This is a genomic window from Amycolatopsis sp. cg5 (assembly GCF_041346955.1).
Classification (GTDB): Bacteria; Actinomycetota; Actinomycetes; order Mycobacteriales; family Pseudonocardiaceae; genus Amycolatopsis.
In genome coordinates, this window is the sequence record NZ_CP166849.1 from 7,548,141 (window position 1) to 7,568,985 (window position 20,845).

The 20,845-nt window shown below is 69.0% G+C and carries 15 protein-coding genes; 4 read left to right on the forward strand and 11 right to left on the reverse strand.

The annotated features are described in order from the left end of the window. The first annotated feature begins 106 nt into the window (after window positions 1-106). Window positions 107-1,351 carry a 3-hydroxybutyrate oligomer hydrolase family protein gene (locus tag AB5J62_RS34025; protein WP_370944104.1) on the forward strand — a complete coding sequence of 415 codons (1,245 nt, stop codon included), beginning with the start codon at window positions 107-109 and terminating at the stop codon, window positions 1,349-1,351. Between the two features lie 79 nt (window positions 1,352-1,430). Here AB5J62_RS34025 and AB5J62_RS34030 read toward each other — a convergent pair whose 3' ends face one another. The 6 genes from AB5J62_RS34030 to AB5J62_RS34055 form a co-directional block, all read right to left on the reverse strand. Then, a complete protein-coding gene (locus tag AB5J62_RS34030) occupies window positions 1,431-2,501 on the reverse strand; it encodes a serine hydrolase domain-containing protein (RefSeq protein WP_370944105.1) in 1,071 nt (356 codons plus the stop codon). 103 nt (window positions 2,502-2,604) lie between these two features. Further along, entirely contained in the window at window positions 2,605-4,236 is a 1,632-nt protein-coding gene (locus AB5J62_RS34035) for a helix-turn-helix domain-containing protein (protein WP_370944106.1), read from the reverse strand. Between the two features lie 13 nt (window positions 4,237-4,249). Continuing rightward, entirely contained in the window at window positions 4,250-5,554 is a 1,305-nt protein-coding gene (locus tag AB5J62_RS34040) for an MFS transporter (protein WP_370944107.1), read from the reverse strand. 32 nt (window positions 5,555-5,586) lie between these two features. Beyond that, window positions 5,587-6,333, reverse strand: coding sequence for a 3-hydroxybutyrate dehydrogenase (locus AB5J62_RS34045; protein ID WP_370944108.1), 747 nt, complete (start codon window positions 6,331-6,333; stop codon window positions 5,587-5,589). Between the two features lie 165 nt (window positions 6,334-6,498). Next, window positions 6,499-7,647: a kynureninase gene (locus tag AB5J62_RS34050; RefSeq protein WP_370944109.1), complete on the reverse strand. Its 1,149-nt coding sequence runs from the start codon at window positions 7,645-7,647 to the stop codon at window positions 6,499-6,501. Further along, window positions 7,644-8,165 carry a GNAT family N-acetyltransferase gene (locus AB5J62_RS34055; RefSeq protein ID WP_370944110.1) on the reverse strand — a complete coding sequence of 174 codons (522 nt, stop codon included), beginning with the start codon at window positions 8,163-8,165 and terminating at the stop codon, window positions 7,644-7,646. Before AB5J62_RS34055 ends, AB5J62_RS34050 begins: the two co-directional genes overlap by 4 nt. A 215-nt stretch (window positions 8,166-8,380) precedes the next feature. On the opposite strand from AB5J62_RS34055, the gene AB5J62_RS34060 reads away from it, so the two are divergent. Then, window positions 8,381-10,213 (forward strand): long-chain fatty acid--CoA ligase, encoded by a 1,833-nt coding sequence (locus tag AB5J62_RS34060; RefSeq protein ID WP_370944111.1) that lies wholly within the window; start codon window positions 8,381-8,383, stop codon window positions 10,211-10,213. Window positions 10,214-10,265: 52 nt separating this feature from the next. On the opposite strand, the gene AB5J62_RS34065 is transcribed toward AB5J62_RS34060, so the two are convergent. Then, window positions 10,266-11,156, reverse strand: a complete 891-nt coding sequence (locus tag AB5J62_RS34065; protein WP_370944112.1) for an SDR family NAD(P)-dependent oxidoreductase — start codon at window positions 11,154-11,156, stop codon at window positions 10,266-10,268. Window positions 11,157-11,510: 354 nt separating this feature from the next. Here AB5J62_RS34065 and AB5J62_RS34070 point away from each other — a divergent pair, with 354 nt between their 5' ends. Beyond that, entirely contained in the window at window positions 11,511-12,725 is a 1,215-nt protein-coding gene (locus AB5J62_RS34070) for an MFS transporter (protein WP_370944113.1), read from the forward strand. 446 nt (window positions 12,726-13,171) lie between these two features. Beyond that, window positions 13,172-14,629, forward strand: a complete 1,458-nt coding sequence (locus AB5J62_RS34075) for a GGDEF domain-containing protein (protein WP_370944114.1) — start codon at window positions 13,172-13,174, stop codon at window positions 14,627-14,629. Here the strand turns inward: AB5J62_RS34075 and AB5J62_RS34080 are convergent. The 4 genes from AB5J62_RS34080 to AB5J62_RS34095 form a co-directional block, all read right to left on the reverse strand. After that, window positions 14,607-18,002, reverse strand: a complete 3,396-nt coding sequence (locus AB5J62_RS34080) for a tetratricopeptide repeat protein (RefSeq protein ID WP_370944115.1) — start codon at window positions 18,000-18,002, stop codon at window positions 14,607-14,609. The two genes, AB5J62_RS34075 and AB5J62_RS34080, sit on opposite strands and share 23 nt — an antisense overlap. Window positions 18,003-18,103: 101 nt before the next feature. Beyond that, entirely contained in the window at window positions 18,104-18,718 is a 615-nt protein-coding gene (locus tag AB5J62_RS34085) for a hypothetical protein (protein WP_370944116.1), read from the reverse strand. Next, window positions 18,718-20,130: a hypothetical protein gene (locus tag AB5J62_RS34090; protein WP_370944117.1), complete on the reverse strand. Its 1,413-nt coding sequence runs from the start codon at window positions 20,128-20,130 to the stop codon at window positions 18,718-18,720. Before AB5J62_RS34090 ends, AB5J62_RS34085 begins: the two co-directional genes overlap by 1 nt. Continuing rightward, window positions 20,127-20,837, reverse strand: coding sequence for an ATP-binding cassette domain-containing protein (locus AB5J62_RS34095; RefSeq protein WP_370944118.1), 711 nt, complete (start codon window positions 20,835-20,837; stop codon window positions 20,127-20,129). Before AB5J62_RS34095 ends, AB5J62_RS34090 begins: the two co-directional genes overlap by 4 nt. Window positions 20,838-20,845 lie beyond the last annotated feature (8 nt).

Below are 20,845 nucleotides of genomic sequence, written 5' to 3' on the forward strand. Positions count from 1 at the left end.
GAGCAACCAACCCGGTCACCATGGCTGCGGTCACCACAGCCGGACGGCCCGGCGTGGTGGCCGCGACCATTACCTCGCGCGCGCGAGCGGCCTACCTTCGGTGACCATGCGCACGCTGCTGGCCATCGCCGTCCTCGCCGCGACCGTCGTCGTCCCTGCCTCCGCTGCCGAAGCCGTCCCGTGCGGGAACCCCCGGGTCCCCGGCGCCGAACACCAGGAGTCCGCGCGGGTCGCGGACTTGAGCACCGCGGGCGGCCACACCGACCCCGCCGACTGGGCGGGCCTCACCCCGGCGGGCCTGCCCGCGCCGACGGCCGTGCCCGGCATCCAGATCGACGGCTATTTCCCGGACACGTCGACCGGCAACACCAACCACGGCTGGAACCACGACTCCCAGTTCGTCCTCCGGCTGCCGGACCGCTGGAACGGCGGCCTGGTGATCAGCGGCGCGCCCGGCGTGCGCGAGCAGTACGCGAACGACCGCGCCATCTCCGACTGGGTGCTGGCCAAGGGCTACGCGTTCGCGTCGACCGACAAGGGCAACACCGGCGCCACGTTCTACGAGGACGGCCGCCGCCCCGGCGACGCGCTCGCCGAGTGGAACTTCCGCGTCACCCAGCTGACGCTGGCCGCGAAGGCCGCGGTCGCCCACCGCTACTGCGGCCCGGTCCGCCGCACGCTCGCGACCGGCCTGTCCAACGGCGGCTACCTCGTGCGCTGGCAGCTCGAAAACCACCCCGAGCTGTTCGACGGCGGCGTCGACTGGGAGGGCACCTTGTGGACGGACCGCACCAACCTGTTCACGTTCCTGCCGCCCGCGCTGCGCGCCTACCCGGACGCCGACGCGATGCACGCCGCCGGTTTCCCGGCGGGCTCGGAGTTCCTGTGGGACTACCACCACAAGTACTACTGGGATTTGACCCAGCGCATTTACCGCACCGAATTCGACCCCGCCTACACCGGTGCCGAAGCCGATTACGACTACGCTTCCCGGCCCGCTTCGGTGCACCGCGCGGTGGAGCGGATCTCACTGACCGGCCGCATCGGCAAACCACTGCTGACCCTGCACGGGACGCTCGACGTCCTGCTCCCGATCACCCTCGACTCCGACCTCTACGCCCGGATGGTCCACGACTCCGGCCGCGACCGCCTCTTCCGCTACTACCGCGTCGAAGGCGGCAACCACGTCGACGGCCTGTTCGACGCCTTCCCCACCCTGGTGCGCCCCCTGATCCCGTGCCACCGCAGCGCCTTCACCGCACTCGAGTCCTGGCTCGGCGCCCACATCCAACCGCCCGCCTCACGCACCATCCCCCGCGAAGGCGACGTCCTCACCACCTGCCGCCTCTAAGACCGGGATAAAGCGGGCTTTACTCCCCGATGTTTAGCGGGCTTTATCCCCGGGAGTAAAGCCCGCTTTATCCCGGCCCTCACCCCGCTCGGCAGATCGCGTTGTCGGTCAGGCGGGTCATCGCGGTCCCCTGGCCTGGGATCACGCCGTCGTTCGACAGCGACACGATCACGCTCGTCCGGCCGTCGTCGGTGACGGCGCCCCCGGTGACGAACCCGGGCGTGCCCCCGTTGTGGAACCACGTGACGACACCGCAGCTCGTCACGTGCCGGATCACGCCGAGCCCGTAGGCGTCGTTGGGCCCGAGCGGCACGGTCGTCTTCATTTCCGCCAGCTGCGCGGGCGGGAGCAGCTTGCCGCCGAGCAGCGCACGCCAGAACTTGCCGAGGTCCTTGGTCGTCGACACGATCTCCGCCGCCGGTCCGCCCCACCCGAGGCTCACCTCGGTGCTGCGGAACGCTCCGGTGCCGGTCAGCGTGTAGCCCTCGGCGTGCGGCCACGGCAGGAAGGGCGAGTCGCCGGGCAAGGTCGTGTTCCGCAGGCCGAGCGGCGCGATGATGCGTTCGCGCACCTCGGAACGCCACGATCGGCCGGTGACCTTCTCGATGATCATGCCGGCGATGATGTAGTTGACGTTCGAGTACTCCCACTTGCTGCCGGGTGCGAAGACCGGCGGGTGCGCGACGCTCAGTTCCACAACCTTTTCCGGGGCCAGCCGCTTGAACCGGTGCTTGCGGAAACCGGCTTCGGTCGCCATTTCGAGTTCGACGGCGTGCGGGTAGTCGTAAATGCCGCTCGTGTGCTGAAGCAGATTGCGTATCGTGATCCGGTTGCCGTCATAGCCGTTCCCTTGCACGAGATTCGGCAACCATTTCTCGACGCTGTCGTCGAGCGAAACACGGCCCTGCGCGACGAGCTGCAGTAACACGGTCGCGGCGAAGGTCTTGGTGTCGCTGCCGATGCGGAAGTGGCCGTCGACCGACACCGGCACGTCGCGGCCGCGCACGGAAGTGCCACTGCTACCAGCACTTTCCTTGCCTGGCGAGACCACCCGCGCCTGCACGCCCACGGCGCCGGAATCGCGCACGGCGTCCAGGTCACTCTGCAGTCCGCTGGGTGAAGCCTGGGCCACACCCGCCGTCAAAACCATTGCCGCCACTGTAACGACCAAAGCTTTTCGCATGCGTCGAGACTACTGAATTCGAATCACGCCGACGATCTACCGAACACGAACGTCCATGGTGGGGCTGGCCCTACCCCTTGACGCGATGCAATTCCAACGCGAGCTGGACTTCCAAGGCACGCGCAGGTGATTGCCACTCCTCACCCAGCAGCGTCGCGATGCGATCCAGGCGCTGGACGACCGTGTTGACGTGCACGTGCAGCTCGTCCTTGGTCCGCGTCAGGTTCGAGCCGCAGGCGAAGTAGGCCCGCAGCGTCGCCACCAGCTCGGTGCCCCGCCGCGCGTCGTACTCCAGCACCGGCCCGAGCGTCGCGGTGATGTACCCGTCCAGGTCGCCCCGGTCGCCCAGCAGCAGCCCGACGAACCCGAGATCCGCCATGGTCGCGCCTTCACCCGAACGTCCCAACGCGACCAGCGCCCGCAGGCACCGCACGGCCTCGTCCCAGGCCGCGGTCAACGCGGCGGGTCCCGAAACCGGCCCGGCGGCGCCGGCGGTACCGACGGTCTTGGCCAGCTCGGCGACGTCCACGTCCCCTGGCAGCACGAGCACCCCGTAGCTCCCGGAAACCCCGGCGAGCCCGCCGCGGGCGCGGGCGACCCTGGTCACCGCGGCGGCCGGGCCGTCGATCGCCAGCACGGTGTGCGGCGCGGTCAGGTCGACGCCCCAGCGCCGTCCCCGTGCCACCAGGCCAGGGCCGTCGCGCCCGGCGAGCAGATCCGTGATCAGCTCGCCGCGCACCTTGTTCTCGGCCTCCACGACCGACCGCCCGAGCATCAGCAGCAGCGCGGTCACCACGCTCGCCCGCTCGAACAGCCGCCGGTCCGCCCCGTCCAGCGACGGCCGCCCCGACAGCGCGATGCTCCCGAGAAGCTCCGGTCCCGCCAGCACCGCGCACACCCAGATCCCGTCACGCAGCACGGCCCGCGAGGCCGTGACCGCCCGCGCGGGAATGCCGGTGTCGGTGAGCTCGACACCCTCGGCATCGTGGACCGCGACCGCGCCACCGAGCACCTCGGCGACGGCCGACGCGACTTCCGGGACGCTCGCGCCGCGCAGCACCAGATCGGTCAGCCGATCGTGGGCGTCCTCGGCACGCTGCATGGCTTCGTTGTGCGCCTGGATCGTCTCGTGCGCGCGACGCGTTTCTTCGAGCAGGTTCGTCGTGTCGATGGCGATCGCCGCGTGGTCGGCGAGCGACGACAGCAGCGCGACCTCGTCGGGGGTGAACTCCCGCGCCGCGCGGTCGGCCGCGTACAGCACGCCGATGACCCGGTTCTCCAAGGTCAGCGGCACCCCGACGATGGCGACCAGTCCCTCGTCGCGGACCGCGGCGTCGATCGGGCCGGTGTGGTTGAAGCGCTTGTCGGCGAAGTAGTCGGCGGTCGCGTAGTGGCGGGCCCCGGTGGCGACCACACCGCCGAGCCCCTCGCCCATGCCGAGGCGGACCCGTTGGAACAGCGGGGAAATGGAGCCGTCGGTGACACGCATGTACGTGTCACCGACGACCGGGTCGTTGAGCGAAAGATAAGACAGATCGGCACCGAGCAGCATGCGCGCCCGGTGCACGATCGACTTGAGCACGGCGTCGGGGTCGCGCTGCCCGGCCAGCTCACTGGCGGTGTCGAACAGCGCGACCAGCTCGGCCTCCCGCCGCCGGTGCCTGGCGAGCAGCATCAGCAGTGCGGGCACGACGTCGTTCATGCCGGACATCGTGTCATCGCTTCGCGAGTTCGACCTCTTCACGCTCGTCGACCAGTGAAACCCCGCGGGTCTCCCGCGACGCCAGCACCGCGACGACCGTGATCGCGCAGGCCCCGACCAGGTACAGCGCCACCGGGGTGGTGCTGCCGAACGACTTGAGCAGCGCCGTCGCGATCAGCGGCGCGAGCCCGCCTGCCAGGATCGAGGCCAGCTGGTAGCCGATGGACGCGCCCGAGTACCGCACCTTGGTGCCGAACAGCTCCGAGAAGAACGCCGCCTGCGGCCCGTACATCGCGCCGTGCAGCACCAGCCCGACCGTGGTCGCGAGAATGATCAGCAGCGACGATTTCGTTGCCAGCAAAGGGAAGAACGCGAAGCCCCAGGCGCCGACACCGATCGCGCCGAACAGGTACACCGGACGACGGCCCAGCCGGTCGGACAACGCGCCCCACAGCGGGATGGTCGCGAAGTGGAACGCCGAGCCGATCAGCACGGCGGTCAGCCCCACCGACTTCGGCAGGTGCAGCGGCCCGGTCAGGTACACCAGGATGAACGCGGTGATCACGTAGTACGAGACGTTCTCCGCCATCCGCGCGCCCATCGCGACCAGCACTTCGCGCCAGTGCTCACGCAGCACGGTGACGATCGGCGCCTTCTCTTCGGGCTTGCGGTTCGCTTGCGCGGCAAGGAAAGCGGGCGACTCCGAGATCGCCATCCTGATCCACAGCCCGATCACCACGAGCACACCGGAGAGCAGGAACGGGATCCGCCAGCCCCAGGAGTAGAACTGCTCGTCGCTCTGCACCCCGGCCAGCAGCGCCAGCACGGCCGTCGCCAGCAGGTTCCCGCCCGGCGCGCCGCACTGCGGCCACGATGCCCAGAACCCGCGCCGTTTCGGATCGCCGTGCTCGGACACGATGAGCACCGCGCCACCCCACTCGCCACCGAGCGCGAAGCCCTGGACCAGCCGCAGCAGCGTGAGCAGGATCGGGGCGAGCGCGCCGACGGTCACGTACGTCGGCAGCAGGCCCATCGCGAACGTCGAGCCGCCCATCAGCAGCAGGCTCAGCACCAGCAGCTTCTTGCGCCCGATCTTGTCGCCGAAGTGCCCGAAGACGAGCCCGCCCAGCGGCCGCGCGACGAACCCGATCGCGTAGGTCGCGAACGACAGCAGCGTGCCGGTCAAGGGATCCGCCGTCGGGAAGAACAGCTTGTTGAACACCAGCGCGGCGGCCGAGGTGTAGAGGAAGAAGTCGTACCACTCGATCGTCGTGCCGATCAGGCTGGCACTGACGATCTTGGCGATGGGTTTGCTCATCGGCGACTCCTTTGTCGTTGCGGGGCGGGTGGTCACTGCGCGGTCCAACCCCCGTCGACCGGCAGCGACGCGCCGGTCAAGCTGTTCGCGGCAGGCAGGCAGAGCCACCGGACGAGGGCCGCGACCTCGTCCGGTTCGATGAGCCGCTTGACGGCCATGCGCCGCAGCAGCACCTGGTCGACGACCTCGGCGTCGCTGATGCCGTGCGCGCTGGCCTGCGCCGCGACCTGGCCTTCGACCAGCGGCGTGCGGACGTAGCCAGGGCAGACGCAGTTGCTGGTCACGCCGTGCTCGGCGCCTTCGAGCGCGGTCACCTTGCTGAGGCCTTCGAGCGCGTGCTTCGCGGTCACGTAGGCGACCTTGTACGGGCTCGCGCGCAGGCCGTGCACGCTCGACACGTTGATCACGCGTCCCCAGCGGCGCGCGTACATCTGCGGCAGGAACCGCCGGATCAGCAGGAACGGCGCGGTCACCATCACGCGCTGGATGAGGTCGAACTTCGCCGGGTCGAACTCGTGGATCGGCGCGACCTCCTGCAGGCCCGCATTGTTGACCAGGACGTCCACCTGCGCCGGCAGCGTCTCGATGGCCTTCGCGTCGGCCAGGTCGACCACATGCTCGGTGCCGCCGATCTCGGCGGCGACCGCGAACGCCGTCTCCGGGTTCCGGTCGACCACGTGCACCTTGGCGCCCGCCTCGGCGAGCGCCCGCGCGCAGGCCGCGCCGATCCCGCTGCCCGCGCCGGTCACCAGCGCCGTCTTCCCGGCCAAGTCCGTCATGCCGCGCAACGTTAGGTCCGCAAGCCCTACTCGGACATGTGATCAACACCCATAGTTCCCCGCGAACCCATGGTGCCGCGCCACACCCCCGGGATAAAGCGGGCTTTACTCCCGGGGATAAAGCCCGCTAAACATCGCGGAGTAAAGCCCGCTTTATCCCGGCCTTCACGACAAGCCGGCGAGGCCTTGGACGGCGCGCTCGACGTCGGCGTAGCGCGTGTACAGCGGCGCGAGGCCGAAGCGCAGGACGTTCGGCGGCCGGAAGTCGCCGAGGATCCCCTGCCCGGCGAGCGCCTGCATCTGCGACTGGGTCCCCGCGACCGAAACCTGATGTCCTCGCGCGTGATCGCGCGGCGTGAGCACCGAAGCGCCGGGCAACATGGAGTCCAGGCATTCGAAGAAGAAGTCGCCCAGCGCGAGCCCCTTGGCGCGAACGTCCTCAATGGACACCAGGTCCCACACATCGAGTGCGGCGTCCACAGCGGACATCGCGAGGATGTCCGGTGTGCCGGCACGCGCCCGCCCGATCCCGGAACTCCCCGTATATTCCGAAGACATCCCGAACGGATCGCGGTGCCCGGCCCACCCGGTCAGCGGATGCTCGAACCGGTCGAGCCATTTCCTTGGCACGTAAATGAAAGCGGGCGCTCCCGGCCCGCCGTTGAGGAACTTGTACGTGCACCCCACCGCGAAGTCGACGCCGCACTCGTCGAGCCGGATCGGCAGCACACCGACGCTATGGCACAGATCCCAGACCGCCAGCGCCCCCACGGCGTGCAGGCCGTCGGTGATCGACGGCATGTCGTGCAGCCGCCCGCTCACGTAGTCGACGTGGTTGATCACCGCCGCCGCGGTCCGTTCCGAAGCCACCGCGGGCATGTCCGCCGGATCGACGCGCCGGACCGTGTGCCCGGTGAACCCGGCCAGCCCGTCCGCGATGTACCCGTCCGACGGGAACGTCCTCGCGTCCACCAGGATCTCGTCGCGCCCCGGCCGCAGCCGGACGGCGGCGGCCAACGCCTTGAAAAGGTTGACCGAGGTGGAATCGCACACCACCGTCTGTCCAGCGGCCGCCCCGATCAGCGGGCCGATCCGGTCACCGATGCGTTCCGGCGCGTCCCACCAGCCGTCTTCCCACGCCTGGATCAGCCTGCCTGCCCACTGCTTGCGGATGACGTCGTCCAGCCGGTCCGCGGTGCGGCGCGGCGGCGCGCCCAGCGAGTTTCCGTCCAAATAGGACACAGCGGGGTCGAGGTCGAATTCGGCACGGGCGAAGGCCAGCGGGTCACGGGCATCAAGATCAGCGGCGCTCATAACCCCGCATGTTCGTCGTCCCACTCCGGCATGGTCAAGGTGCCGGTCGCCCAGTCACGCCGAAGTATGGCGTATCCGACACCGTCGTACAGGATCCCGTCGCAGCCGGGCCACGCCTCGCGGTAGTGCGCTTCCTTGGTGTACCCGCACAACCGGAACACGCGCCGCATCCCGTGGTTGTCCTGCCGGGTCGTGCCTTCGATTCGCGAGATGGCCGGCAAAGCCGTGAAAAGGTACTTCGTCAGCCACCGCACGGCGTGCCGTCCGACGCCGAGACCGCGGTAGGCGCGCGCGATGCGCAGATCGAACAGCGGTGTGCCGTCGTCGAGGTCGAACAGGCGGATCACCCCGGCCCGCTTGCCCTCGATCATGATCCAGAAGGTGCGGACGGACTCGCTGTCGTAGTGCCCTTCGGCGACGTGCCTGCGCACCAGCTCACGGCATGGCGAACCGGTGCTGTGGAACGGCCAGTCCTCGCCCGAGAGGAACTCGGCGAGCAGCTCTGTCTCGGCCCTCACGAAGTGGCGGTACTCGGTAAGCACGATTCATGCTAATGCTGAGCACAACCCCCGTAAGTCGGAGCGCGAGATCACCCGATGGTCGGCTGCTGACCGGCTTAAGGCCTGGTAAGTGGGTCTTTCGCAGCCATACCGACTGGCCGGGATTCTCTATCCTCGGCGCTGGAAACCACTTAAGGTGGCCGAATCCAGGCAGGATCCCCAGGAGGCCAGCGTTGACCACCGCCGCAGAAAAGTCCGAAGGCCAGACCATCCCCAAGCTGTTGCAGCGCAACGCGACCCAGTTCGGCGATCTCCCGGCCGTCACCTCACTCGACGCCGAGGGCCAGCCGACGCTCACCTGGTCCGAGTTCCGTAACCGGATCGCAGTGCTTTCGCGTGGTCTCGCGTCACTCGGGCTGACCGCACGCGACCGGATGCTCATCATGGCGCCGGGCAGCCCCGACCACATGGCGGCCGATCTCGCCGCCGCGCACCTCGGCGCGATCCCGTGCACCGCCTACAGCACGCTCAGCCCGGAACAGATCAGCTACGTCGCCAGGCACAGCGCCGCGCCGATCGTGGTGATCGGCGGCGCGAACGAACTCGACCGCTGGTCCAAGGTGCTCGACGAACTTCCCGCGCTGCGCCACGTCATCGTGCTGGACGCCGCCGCCGTGCCCGCCGACGACGACCGCTTCCTCAGCCTGGACACGCTGATCGAGCGCGGCACCGAAGCGCACGAGTCCGACCCGTACGAGTTCGAAGAGTCCTGGGCGGGCATCAAACCGGACGACCCGCTGTCGATGATCTACACCTCCGGCACCACCGGCGACCCGAAGGGCGTCGTGCTCTCGCACCGCAACGCGATCCACCAGGCGTACGCCGTGTGGGAGCTGCACGACGCGCCCATGCACACCACGAGCGTCGGCTACCTGCCGCTGGCGCACATCGCCGAGCGCGAACTGTCGATCTACCTGCCGATCGTGTTCGCCGGCCACGTGCACACCCTCGCCAACCCGACGGAGATCGTCGGCGCGCTCGGCAAGGTGCACCCGCAGGGCTTCTTCGGCGTGCCGCGGGTGTGGGAGAAAATGGTCGCGGGCTTGAAGAACATGCTCGGCATGGCTCCGGAGGACAAGCGCGAGGCGCTGCTCGCGGCGAACGCGTTGCTGCAAGAGGGCTACAAGCTCCGCAGTGCGGGAGAACCCGTCCCCGAGGAACTCGCCGCGAAGATCGCCGCCACCGACGAGGCCGCGCTCGCGCCCATTCGCGCGCTGCTCGGGCTGGACAAGGTGCTGGTCGCCTCCAGCGGCGCGGCCGCGCTGCCGGTCGAGGTGCTGTACTTCATCGCCGGGCTCGGCGTGGAGATCACCGAGGTGTGGGGCCTGTCGGAGACGACGGGCGCGGCCACGTCGAACTCCCGCTTCGCGTTCAAGGCAGGCAGTGTCGGCAAGGCGGTGTCCGGCGTCGAGGTGAAGGTCGCCGAGGACGGCGAGCTGCTGGTCCGCGGCCCGATCGTGTTCCTCGGCTATCTGCAGGAGGACGGCACGATCAAGCCGGACACCGACGCGGACGGCTGGCTCGCCACCGGCGACATCGGCGTGATCGACGACGACGGCTTCGTCTACATCACCGACCGCAAGAAGGAACTGATCATCACCTCGAGCGGCAAGAACATCGCGCCGACCAAGATCGAGGGCATGCTGAAGGAGCACGCGCTGATCGGGCAGGCGGTCGCGATCGGCGACGACCGGCCGTACGTCACCGCGCTGCTGGTGCTCGACGACGAGATCGCGCCGGGCTGGGCGGCGGCCAACGGCGTCGAGGTGCCCGAAGGCACGGCGCTGGCCGAGCACCCCCGTATCGTCGAGGAGCTCGACAAGGCCGTCGAGTCGGCCAACAGCAGGCTCGCGCGCATCGAGCAGATCAAGCGCTACGAGGTGATCCCGAAGTCCTGGACGCCCGAGTCCGGCGAGCTCACCCCGACGCTCAAGCTCAAGCGCCGGGTGATCAACGAGCGCTACGGCCCCAACATCGAGGCCCTCTACCCGGCCACCCAGCAGTAGGACCGGGATAAAGCCCGCTTTACTCCCGGGAGTAAAGCGGGCTTTATCCCGGCTAGGCGGTCCGCGTGGTGTCGGTCCACTTGCGCAGGCGGGGCGGGACCCGCTTCTCGAGGCCGTAGTTCTCCAGGTGCGCGTTGAAGACCTCGTCGAACGCGCGCTGAACGGTCTCGGTGTCCCACGACTCGCGCTCGAGGATCGGGGCCTTCAGGAACGGCTGGCCCATCACGTGCAGCTGGGGGCCGTTGCAGCGGATCATCTGCCCGGTGATGCCCTCGGAGCCCGGCCCGAGCAGGAACGACACCACCGGCGCGATCCGCGCGGGCGTCCGGTCGGGCGGGCAGGCCCGCAGCGACCGCTCCGACTTCCACACCATGCGGGTGTGCGCGAGCGGGCAGACCGCGTTGACCCGGATGCCGGCGTCCTCCAGGTCCAGCGCCCACGAGTACGTCAGCGACGCCACCGCGCCCTTGCTGGCGGCGTAGACGCCCAGCTTGCGCTGCCCCAGCGAGGCACCGGAGGAGATGTTGACGATCGAGCCGCCGCCACCGGCCATCATCGCCTTGACCGCGGCCATGCCGGTGTACATCACCCCGAGCACATTGACCTCGATCAGCTCGCGGGCCTGCGCGACGTCGTCCTCCCACGGCAGCGCCTCGTAGTTGAGGCCCGCGTTGTTGACCAGCCCGTCGATCCCGCCGAACTCCTTGACGCAGAGTTCGACGATCTCCCGCGCCTGCGCCGGGTCGGCCACGCTGTGCCCGCTGGCGACCGCGACGCCGCCGAACTCCCGGATGGTGGCCGCCGTCCGGTCGGCGAGGTGCCCGTCGATGTCGTTGACGAGCACCGACCCACCCGCACGGGCGATGTGGGTCGCGAACGCCTCCCCGAGTCCGCGACCACCGCCGGTGACCACCACTGCCTTGCCGTCGAGCAATCCAGCCATGTCGTTCTCCCCACCTACTGAGTCCTCACCTCCAGTGTTCGGTGCTGGGAAGGCCCCCGACCCCTTGTTGACGACGAACGGTGGCCTGACTGCGCCAAGCGAGTAGCCCTTGATCAGTCGGGTGATACCTCCGGACAGATCAGTGGACACGATCTGTCATCGATCACCCGGCGTAGCGGTATGCATCGATTAGTCCATTCCAGTGGAGGTCGACTGTTCGCCTGCGCGTAGTCAGCGGCATACTGAACGTTGACTGGGGGTCGTTTGCGGCGACCGCGCTACCAGGTTTCAGCCCGCAACCGACAGAATGCAGCGCGCGACACGTTCACTCGATCGGGGGGAAGTGGTTCAACGGTGAAGGCGAACGCCAAAGGTCGATTAAGCGCACCCCTGAAGAACGTCGAGTATCGCGCGCTCTGGTTCGCCGAAGCCCTGTCCTCCGCCGGCGACCAGCTCGCCAAGGTCGCGCTGGCCATCCTGGTCTTCTCCCGCACCGGCTCCGCGCTCTGGGCGGCCGCCGTCTACGCGCTGACGTTCCTCCCCGCGCTCGCCGGTGGCCTCGGCCTCTCCCACCTCGCGGACCGCTACCCCCGGCGGACCGTGCTGGCGCTCGCCTCGGCCACCCAGTGCGTGCTCGTCGGCCTGATGGCGATACCCGGCATGCCGATCGGCGCGCTGTGCGCGCTGCTCGTCGGTGTCCAGCTGGCCGGGTCACCGGCCAACGCGGCGCAGAACGCCGTCACCCGTGAGGTCTTCACCGACGACGAGCTCTATCTGCGCAGCCAGGATTTCCGCGGCATCACCAACAACACCGTCATGTTGCTCGGTCTCGCGGGCGGCGGGCTGCTCGTCTCACTGGTCGGAACGTCGTGGGCATTGGCCATCGACTCCGTCACCTTCGCCGTCGCGGGCCTGGTGGTCTGGCTATGGGTGGAGCACCGGCCGGCGGCGGGCGGCAAGCACACGACCTGGTTCGGGGCCACGAAATGGGTATTCGGCCAGCCTCGGCTGCGAGTGCTGCTCGCGCTGTCCTGGCTGGTGGGGCTGGCGGTGGTGCCGGAGGGTCTCGCCGCGCCGCTGGCGCACCAGCTGGGCGAACATCCTTCGGCCGTCGGCTGGCTGCTCGCCGCCGACCCGCTCGGCTTCGTCGTCGGGGCCTTCTTGCTGTCCCATTACGCGTCCGCGCAGACCCGGCTGCGGATTCTGGGTGTACTCGCCGCGAGCTCGCTCGCGCTGCTCGCGCTCTTCTTCGTCAAGCCGAACCTGGGCCTCGCGCTCGCACTGCTCGCGCTCGCCGGCGCTACCGGCGCCTACATCATCACCGTCACGGCGACCTTTTCGACCTGGGTGCCGAACGAGCTCAGAGGCAGCGCCGGAGGGCTCTACCGGACCGGGCTTCGGGTCGTACAGGGACTGGGTGTCGCCTTGGGCGGTGCTGTCGCCCAGCTGATCGGCTCCGCCGCCAACGCGATAGCGCTGGCCGGTCTCGTCGGCATGATCGTCGCGATCCCGACCGCACTGTCCTGGGCGAAGGTCCGGCGCTCGGTCGTCGCCGAGTCCGAAGGCTGACACATGGATCACTTCGCCGCTCACGCTTCACGGTCACGCATTGATGCCACCTCCCGCGTAGTGCACACCTCGACTGCTTCGGTCAATCCTGCTCGCGTTACTCACGCCTCACGATCCGACACGTCCGTTCACCTCCCAGTGACCACAAACCGGCTTCCCGTCCATCAAAGTCTTCAAAGCTCACGCCTCACGGTCCATCATCGAAACTCACCTCCCGACGGCAAAACGGCAGCGACAACGACCCATACCTATCAGGCTTCACGATCGGACACGAAACTCACCTCCTCGCGATGGGGGTTCACGAGTGGACATCTGATCAATTCTGTTCTCCCGCTGGGGTCCGGCGGTGAGAACTTGTTGGATGGGATGATACCGATGATTAATAACAGGACCACAGCGGGAACCGACACACAACCGCTGGCTTGTCAGTCGGGAGGAGGTGGGCCATGATCGGGAGTTCGCACGGCGAACAGCGGGGTACGTTCAGCGCGGCACCGTCACAGGGCGCGCCCGGCCCGGCCACCTCGGTGAATGTCCCACCAGGTTCCGCGCCCTCACCGACCGCCCAGCCACGCGGGCGCCGCCACCGGCTCGTCGAACAACTGCGCGGACTGAGCTGGAAATCAATCCGTAAATGGGATCTGTGGACCAAACCACGACCCATGATCACATTTCTTCTGAGCTGGGAAATAATTGTCACCGGATTTCTCACTTGGGGCACGATAACAGCCGGTCCGATCACCGGAATTGATTGGATTCGCGTTTCCGCGTTGGCCGCCTGCGCGACTCTGCACATTCAGCTGACGCGTCGCCAGGAAGAGCGTCGGCGAAATAGGACGACGGCCGTCCACATCGATCTCGGCGGTATCTGGATTCTCCCGGCGGCTTTACTGCTCCCCATTCAGCTCACGCTGCTGCTCATTCTCATCATCCGCGTGCAGCGCTGGTTCAACTCACGACGCCCGCCGCACAAGTTCGTGTTCACGACTTTCACGCACGCCGCCGCGGCATTGCTCGCCCAGGTGGTCTTCCAATGGCTTTTCGACGACGACCTGGGGCGACTGGACCAGTCCAGTTCATGGGGCGTGTTCGGACTGCTCCTACTGGCGGGTTTCGCTTACGCCGCCCTGCAAGCGGTCATGATCGGCGCACTGCTGGCCGTCGACGGCACGACCGCGCCGACGCTGCGGAACATCCTTGGTAGCAAAGCCGACAATCTGCTCGACGCCTCCACCATTGGCCTGGGAACCATAACAACGGTATTGATCGTCAACATTCCGCCCGCGATCGTCATCCTCGTCCTGATCAGTGTCGTCGGTAACCGGCTCGCCGAGATCAATCAGCTGCAGTCGGAGGCACGCACGGACGCCAAAACCGGCGTTTTCAACGTCAGGGGCTGGTCCGAATCGGCGGAACGCGCACTCACCCGAGCGGCCAAATCGGAAGCGAAGCTCGCGGTGCTCATGATCGATCTAGACCACTTCAAGTGGATCAACGACACTTACGGTCACCCGGCCGGCGACGATGTTCTACGGAACGTGGCACAAACTCTGGGCGAAGTCACTAGACCGAGTGATGTCGTAGGCCGGTTCGGTGGCGAGGAATTCCTTGTTCTGCTCCCGGATATCGCGGAAGAAGCGGCCAAGGCCGCAGCCGACCGGGTACTCACCGCTGTCGCCGGGCTACGGGTGGTCACGACGGACAATCACGGTGGCAAGGCGACGATCACCGGCCGGACCACCTCGATCGGGGTAGCGCTCTTTCCGAAGGACGGCTCGACGCTCGACGAACTACTGCAGTCGGCCGACGGCGCGGTCTACCGCGCGAAGGAAGGCGGCCGCAATCGCGTCGAGTACGCGGAAAAAGGACATGCCGCCCCGGTCACGCCGAAGCATCACCACTGATCCGATCCAGAAGCGCGGTCACGTCGTCCACTTCCGGCAGGCTCAGCCTGCCGAACAACGTCAGCGCCTGCTTCCACGCGTCGGCGGCACCTTGGCGCTCACCGGCGCCTTCGCGGATGAGCCCGAGCACGACCAGCGCCCGCGCCTGATCCCGGTACTGGCCCCGATTCCGCGCGAAGACCAGCGCCTCGCCCGCTTGCGCACGCGCGGGCCCGAGCTCACGCAGCGCCAGCCGGGCGTGCGCCAGCTCGATCAGCACCTTCGCTTCCAGCACATGTGAACCCGATTGGCGTACCAGCTCCAGCACCCGTTCACAATCCTGAACGGCCGATTCCGCCTTTCCGGACTCACGGTCCACAACGGACAGTCCGATCAACACGGACATCTCGCCGAAACTGAACCCGATTTCCTTCGCCAGCGCCAAGGCCTTCCGGTAGTAGCGGGCCGCGGCGTCGTGGTGCCCGGTGCGCAGGTAGACGGTCGCGACGATGTCCAGCCCGCCGACCTCGTGCCGCCGCTCGCCGGACGCGCGGGCCTGCGCGATGGCCATCCTGGCCCGCACTTCGGCTTCGGCGTACCGGCCCGCCTCGCAATGCGCCTCGGCGAGACAGACCAGCGCCGGCGCCTCGCCGTGCCGATTTCCTATCAAGCGAACGATTCGGAGGCATTCGGAATACGACTCGATGGCCTCGTCCAGCTCACCCCGTGACCAATGGGTGAGCCCGAGGTTGTGCATCGACCGCGCCTCGAGATCGGGGTCGCCCAGTTCGCGGCTGAGTTCGAGCGCGGCGGTGGAGCACTCGACGGCCTTGGCGATCTGGCCGAGCGCGAGCGCGGCGACCCCGACGTAGTTGAGCGCGCTGGCCTCGCCGTGGAGATTGCCCGCCTTCCGGTTGATCTCCAGCGCTTCCTCGTAGTGCGCGGACTCGTCGGCGTGATGCCCGGTCTGCGCGTAGACCCGGCCGAGGTTGTGCAGCGCGGCCGCCTCGGCCAGCCGGTCGCCGACCTGCCTCGCCAGCGCGAGCGCGCTCGTGTGGCACTCGATCGCGACCGGATAGTCGCTGAGGTTGTAGTGGATCAGCCCGAGGATGTTGCGCATCGAACCCTCGGCGGCGAGGTCGCACTCCTGTTGCGCGGCGCGAAGCCCTTCCTGGCAGGCCGCGGCGCCCTCGGCGCTGTAGCCGCCCGTCCACAGATATCCGCGCAGCGCGTCGGTGATGCGCCAGGCATAGGACGGCACCCCGTACTCGATCGCCTGCGCGGCGGCCGCGAACAGGTTCGCGCGCTCGGCGTCGAGCCAGGCGATGGCTTCGGCCTCGTTCGGCGGCGCGGGCTCCTTTCCTTGCCGCACCGGCATTCGCAGCACGTGCGGGTGCAGCAGCCGCGTCGCGCCGTCGACCCGGTGCAGGTAGAACGCGAAGAGCCGCTCGACCGCGGCGGGCGGATCGTCGCCGGACGGCAGCGAGATCGCGTGCTCCCGCAGCAGGTCGTGGAGCTGGAACCGGCCCGGCACGTGCTCGTGCACCAGCCCTGCCGCGCTGAGCGTGGCGAGCAGGTCTCGGGTCCCGGCGAGGCCGTCGCCGCCGAGCGCGGCCGCGGCCTCGGCCGTGAAATCCGGGCCTGGCACGAAACCGAGCAGCCGGAACAGCCGCTGCGCCGGGAGGTCCAGGCAGCGATACGACCGGTCGAACGCCTCGTGCACCGCCGAGCGGACGTCGCCGTCGACGGGGAAGACCCGCTCGGCGAGATACCCGGCGACGGTCCCGTGCGGCGCCGACGCGATGTTCGCGCCGGCGACCCGCAGCGCCAGCGGCAGATACGCCAAGGTCCTGGCCAGCTCGGCGACCTCGGCCGGTTCGGCGTCGCCGACCATCTTGGTGAGCAGCAGCCGCGCGTCCTCCGGCGCGAGCACGTCCAGCGGCAACCGGTGCGCGCCCTCGGCCGCGCTCAGCCCGACCAGCGTGTCCCGGCTGGTGATGATCGTCAGGCAACCGGCGGCGCCGGGCAGCAGCGGGCGCGCCTGCGCCTCGTCGACGACGTTGTCCAGCACCACCAGCACTCGCCGGTCGGCCAGCGTGGTGCGGAACAGCGCGGCGGCCTCGTCCTCGCCGACCGGGATCCGCTCCGGTGAGACGCCGAGCGCGCGCAAGGACCGGCTCAACGCCTCGAGCGGCCGCATCGGCTGGCCGCTGGTGTGCCCGCGCAGGTTGAGGTAGAGCTGCCCGTCGGGGAACCGCGGCCGCAGCCGGTGCGCCCAGTGCACGGCCAGCGCGGTCTTGCCGACGCCCGCGCTGCCGGTGATGACCACGATCCTGGCCTCGGCGGCGTTGAGCGCGACGACCTGCTCGCCGCGCCCGACGAACCCGGCCGCTTCGGCTGGCAGCTGCGCGGGCCTGCTCTCGTACCGGACCGGCTCGCCCTCGACCACCTTGCCGTGCGCGAGCCGGATGTCCTTGCCCGGCTGGATTCCCAGCTCCTCACCGAGCCGCCTGCGGATGTCGGCGAACACCCGCAGCGCGGCGGCCTGCTGCCCGGCGGCGGCGAGCGCGAGCATCAGCCTGCCGTGCAGGCTTTCGTGCAGTGGCTCGTGATGCGCGACCAGGCGCAGCCGGTCGATGGCGTCCTCGGCGCCGTCGACGGCGAGCGCCGTGTCGGCGTACGCGAGCGTGGCCGAGACCCGGCGCCCGGCCAGCGCGACCGCCACCGGATGCTGCCGCACGTTCGGCGGCAGGTCGGCCAGCACCGGCCCGCGCCAGAGGTCGAGCGCCTGCTCGAACAGCTCCTTGCGGGCTTCGCCGTGTGGTGCGCGGCGGGCCAGCGCGACGAGCTCGTCGAACCGGGTCAGGTCGAGTTCGCCGGGTTCGGCGGTGAGCCGGTATCCCCCGCTCACCAACGAGATCACCGCGCCGGACTCCCGCGCGCGGGACGGCTCGACCAGCTTGCGCAGCCCGGAAACGTAGGTGTGGACCAGGTTCAGGCAGCTGGCCGGCGGCCGGTCACCCCACAGCACGTCGATGATCTCCTCGCGGGAGACCACCTCGTTCGGCTGCAGCGCCAGCACCGCGAACAGGCTTCGCTGCTTGAGCGGGCCCAACGGGACCGCGTCGTCGCCTCTCGCGACTTCGAGCGGGCCGAGCACGCCGATGCGGAGCGCGCCGACCGCCGCGGTCCACGGTGACTCACCCCGGCTTTCCAGCGCGGCGGCGAGCCGCCGGATGGAGTCCTGCCTCGGCCGCTCGACCTGTCCCTGCTCGATGTGCCTGATCGTGCGCAGGCTGACGCCCGCCTGTTCCGCCAGCTTGCGCTGGGTCAGCCCAGCCCGCAGCCTGGACGCGCGCAGCGCCTGGCCGAAGGCGATCGGGTTGTGCTCCACGGTGGCTCCCCCGCCCCGTATTCACCGCGCCGCCCTCTCAACACGGTGATGAACAGCCATCATGACGGACGGCACCGACAAGATCTGCCGCTTTTTCCGGTTCAGGCCGAAGCCATCACCCGTTCGGCCCACCCGTTCGCCATGGTCAAGACCAGCACCGGGATCGGGAGCGCGACCAGCCAACCCTGGTGGACAGCGGACCAGTCCGGTTCCTCCGGCAGTGGCCAGACCCGGCCCTCGTAGAAGAACGTGCTCGCCGCCAGCGCCAGCAGAACGGCCGCGCCGACAGCGCCGGCCACCCGGTCGGCGCGCCGGAGCACGACGACGGCCGTGCACGCCAGTCCCGCGCTCAGGCACACCGCCGCTTCCAGCGCGTAACCGCCGAAACCGGCGCCGGGAGCCGCTCTCGACGCGAACACGGCGAACATCGCGCACCACGCGGCGGCCGCCGCCACGAACGCGAGCAGTGTCCGCAGCCATTGCCGCACCCAGCGGGGAACCGGCGTGACCACCGGGACCGGATCCACCAGCGCGAACCCGGCCGCGGCCCCCAGCAGCAACGCGCCCAAGCGGATCGTGGCGGCCACGCTGACCGGCTCGATCCCGGCCGCGACCGCCAGCGCGATCATGGCGGGCACCGCGACGGCGAGCGGTGTCCAGTCCATGGCCCGGCCGATCGGCTTGATCAGGCGGCCGATCACGCGCGCGAAGGTCATCACTGACATGGCGTGCCTCGCGGTGCTTCGATGGGCTCGGTCTGCCGCAAACCCAGTAATGGCAAGCCTTTCCCGAGCGTGGTGGCCGGATCGACGAGCACGTCCCAGTTCGCCCAGATCCGCTGTTTCGCCTCAGAGTCCGCCAGGAGCGCCGACGCGTAGCGCAGTTCCGTTTCGCCGTAGTCGATCGCGCCCATATCGGAGTCGGGTCTCGTGTGAATACGTTGTGGTGCAACGGCTTTCTCGGTATGGCCGGTCAGCCAGAGCGCGACGACCGTGCGCGACCGGTCCCGCGCGTCGCAGCCGTCCATCGATTCCAGCAGCCCGACCCGCGACTGGAAACCGGTCAGCACACCGGCCATCTGCGCGGCGAGCGACCGCCGCGACCCGACCTCGCCGCCGTTGCGGCCCCATGTGACCGGCGGCATGATCGCCGTCGGTTTCCCCAGCTGGCCGATGTTGACCCGCTGCACGATCTCGGGCGCGCGCTGCCGCACCGCGGGCGGCACCGCCTCGACGACAGGCTCGATCGCCTGCTGCCACAGTGGAATCCAGGCGGCATAGGTTGGGAACGAGCAGTACCGGATCCCGTTGTGCGCCAAGCAATGATCGGCTCCCGCTGTCACCGGCCCACGTGGCACGACCCGGTCCGCCGTCGCCGACGGCAAAGCCGCCTCGGGCGAGTTCAGCGTCAGCACGCCGCCGAGCACGGCCAGCGCGGTGCCGGCGGCGACCACGATTCCCGGCCTAGGCCCGTGCCGCAGCAGCGCGACCGCCGCGATCGCGAGAAACGCGCCCGCGACGTACAGCAGGTGCCACAGCGGCGGCCTGGCCGAGTCGACCACGATCTTGAGGTCCGGCACCACCGGCAGCAGCCAGGAGCCGGGGAACTGGAACATCGCCCAGGTCAGCACGAGCGCGGCGAGCGGCGCCGCGATGAGCACCGGAACCCACCTGGCCAGCGCGACCCCGGCCGCGCTCAGCAGCGCGACCATCACCACCCCGGTGACCAGCTCGGTCACATCGAACCGCCCGACCGGCACGCTGTTCACCGTCAGCGACGCGAAGTGCAGCCCGATGACCACGACCGCGACGAACGCCGACACCGAGGTCGCGGCGACGAGCACGGCCAGCGTGCGTGTCTTCGGCCTGCTCGGCAACGGCGCGAGCAGTTCGGCGAACCCGCCACGGCCGTCACGCAGCGCCGCGAGGTTCGTGGCGAGCATCGCGCCGGCACCCAGGATGAGAAGCGCGGTGGCGGTGTCCACGGTGGCGAGCGACCAGTGCGGCATGAGCCGCCAGCTCGCCGCCGTGCGCGCGGCCAGTGTCACCGCGGCGAGCAGCAGCAGGATCGGGTTTCGCAGCTGCCGCCGGGCTTCGAAGAGCACCAGCGCCCCGAAGGCCGGGCTCACGCGAGCAGCCTCAGGTAGCCGTGTTCGACGGTCGGGCCGAGCCCGCCGGTGTCACCGTCGAACACGATTTTCCCGGCGCTGAACACGAGTACGCGCCCGCACACCGCGGCGACGTCCTCGGTCTGGTGCGTCGACAGCAGCACCACTTTGGACTCGCCGAGCGTGCTCACCAGTTCGCGGAACCTCATACGCTGCACGGGATCCAGCCCGACGGTCGGCTCGTCGAGTATCAGGAAATCCGGATCACCGACGAGCGCGGCGGCGATACCGAGCCGCTGCCGCATACCGCCGGAAAGCTTTTTGACCTTGGTCGACGCCTGCTCCGTCAAATCCACCTCGGCGAGCACCCGCCCGACTTCTTCCGCACGCCGCGCCCGCCCGGCGAGCTCTTTCAAGATCGCGATGTAGCCGACCATTTCCGCGACCGTGAAATGCCCGTACAAACCGGGATCCTGCGGAAGATAACCGAGCCGCCGACGCAGTTCCGTCCGCTGTGACCGTTCACCCGGGTCAAGCCCGAACGCTTTGATACTACCGCCGTCCGGCTTGAGCGCGGTGGCCAGGCAACGCAGCAGTGTCGTCTTTCCGGCGCCGTTCGGGCCGAGCAGACCGGTGACACCCTTACCAACCTCGAAATCAAGTCCATTGAGTACTTGTTTTCGCCCATAGCTTTTACTCAGCCCTTTCGCTGAGACCGTGAAAACCATAGAGTTCA

Coding starts and splice junctions, on each gene's coding strand:
- AB5J62_RS34085 (WP_370944116.1), bottom strand. CDS start 18,718: ATGACCTTCGCGCGCGTGATCGGCCGCCTGATCAAGCCGATCGGCCGG.
- AB5J62_RS34030 (WP_370944105.1), bottom strand. CDS start 2,501: ATGGTTTTGACGGCGGGTGTGGCCCAGGCTTCACCCAGCGGACTGCAG.
- AB5J62_RS34025 (WP_370944104.1), top strand. CDS start 107: ATGCGCACGCTGCTGGCCATCGCCGTCCTCGCCGCGACCGTCGTCGTC.
- AB5J62_RS34040 (WP_370944107.1), bottom strand. CDS start 5,554: ATGAGCAAACCCATCGCCAAGATCGTCAGTGCCAGCCTGATCGGCACG.
- AB5J62_RS34095 (WP_370944118.1), bottom strand. CDS start 20,837: ATGGTTTTCACGGTCTCAGCGAAAGGGCTGAGTAAAAGCTATGGGCGA.
- AB5J62_RS34035 (WP_370944106.1), bottom strand. CDS start 4,236: ATGAACGACGTCGTGCCCGCACTGCTGATGCTGCTCGCCAGGCACCGG.
- AB5J62_RS34075 (WP_370944114.1), top strand. CDS start 13,172: ATGATCGGGAGTTCGCACGGCGAACAGCGGGGTACGTTCAGCGCGGCA.
- AB5J62_RS34050 (WP_370944109.1), bottom strand. CDS start 7,647: ATGAGCGCCGCTGATCTTGATGCCCGTGACCCGCTGGCCTTCGCCCGT.
- AB5J62_RS34045 (WP_370944108.1), bottom strand. CDS start 6,333: ATGACGGACTTGGCCGGGAAGACGGCGCTGGTGACCGGCGCGGGCAGC.
- AB5J62_RS34065 (WP_370944112.1), bottom strand. CDS start 11,156: ATGGCTGGATTGCTCGACGGCAAGGCAGTGGTGGTCACCGGCGGTGGT.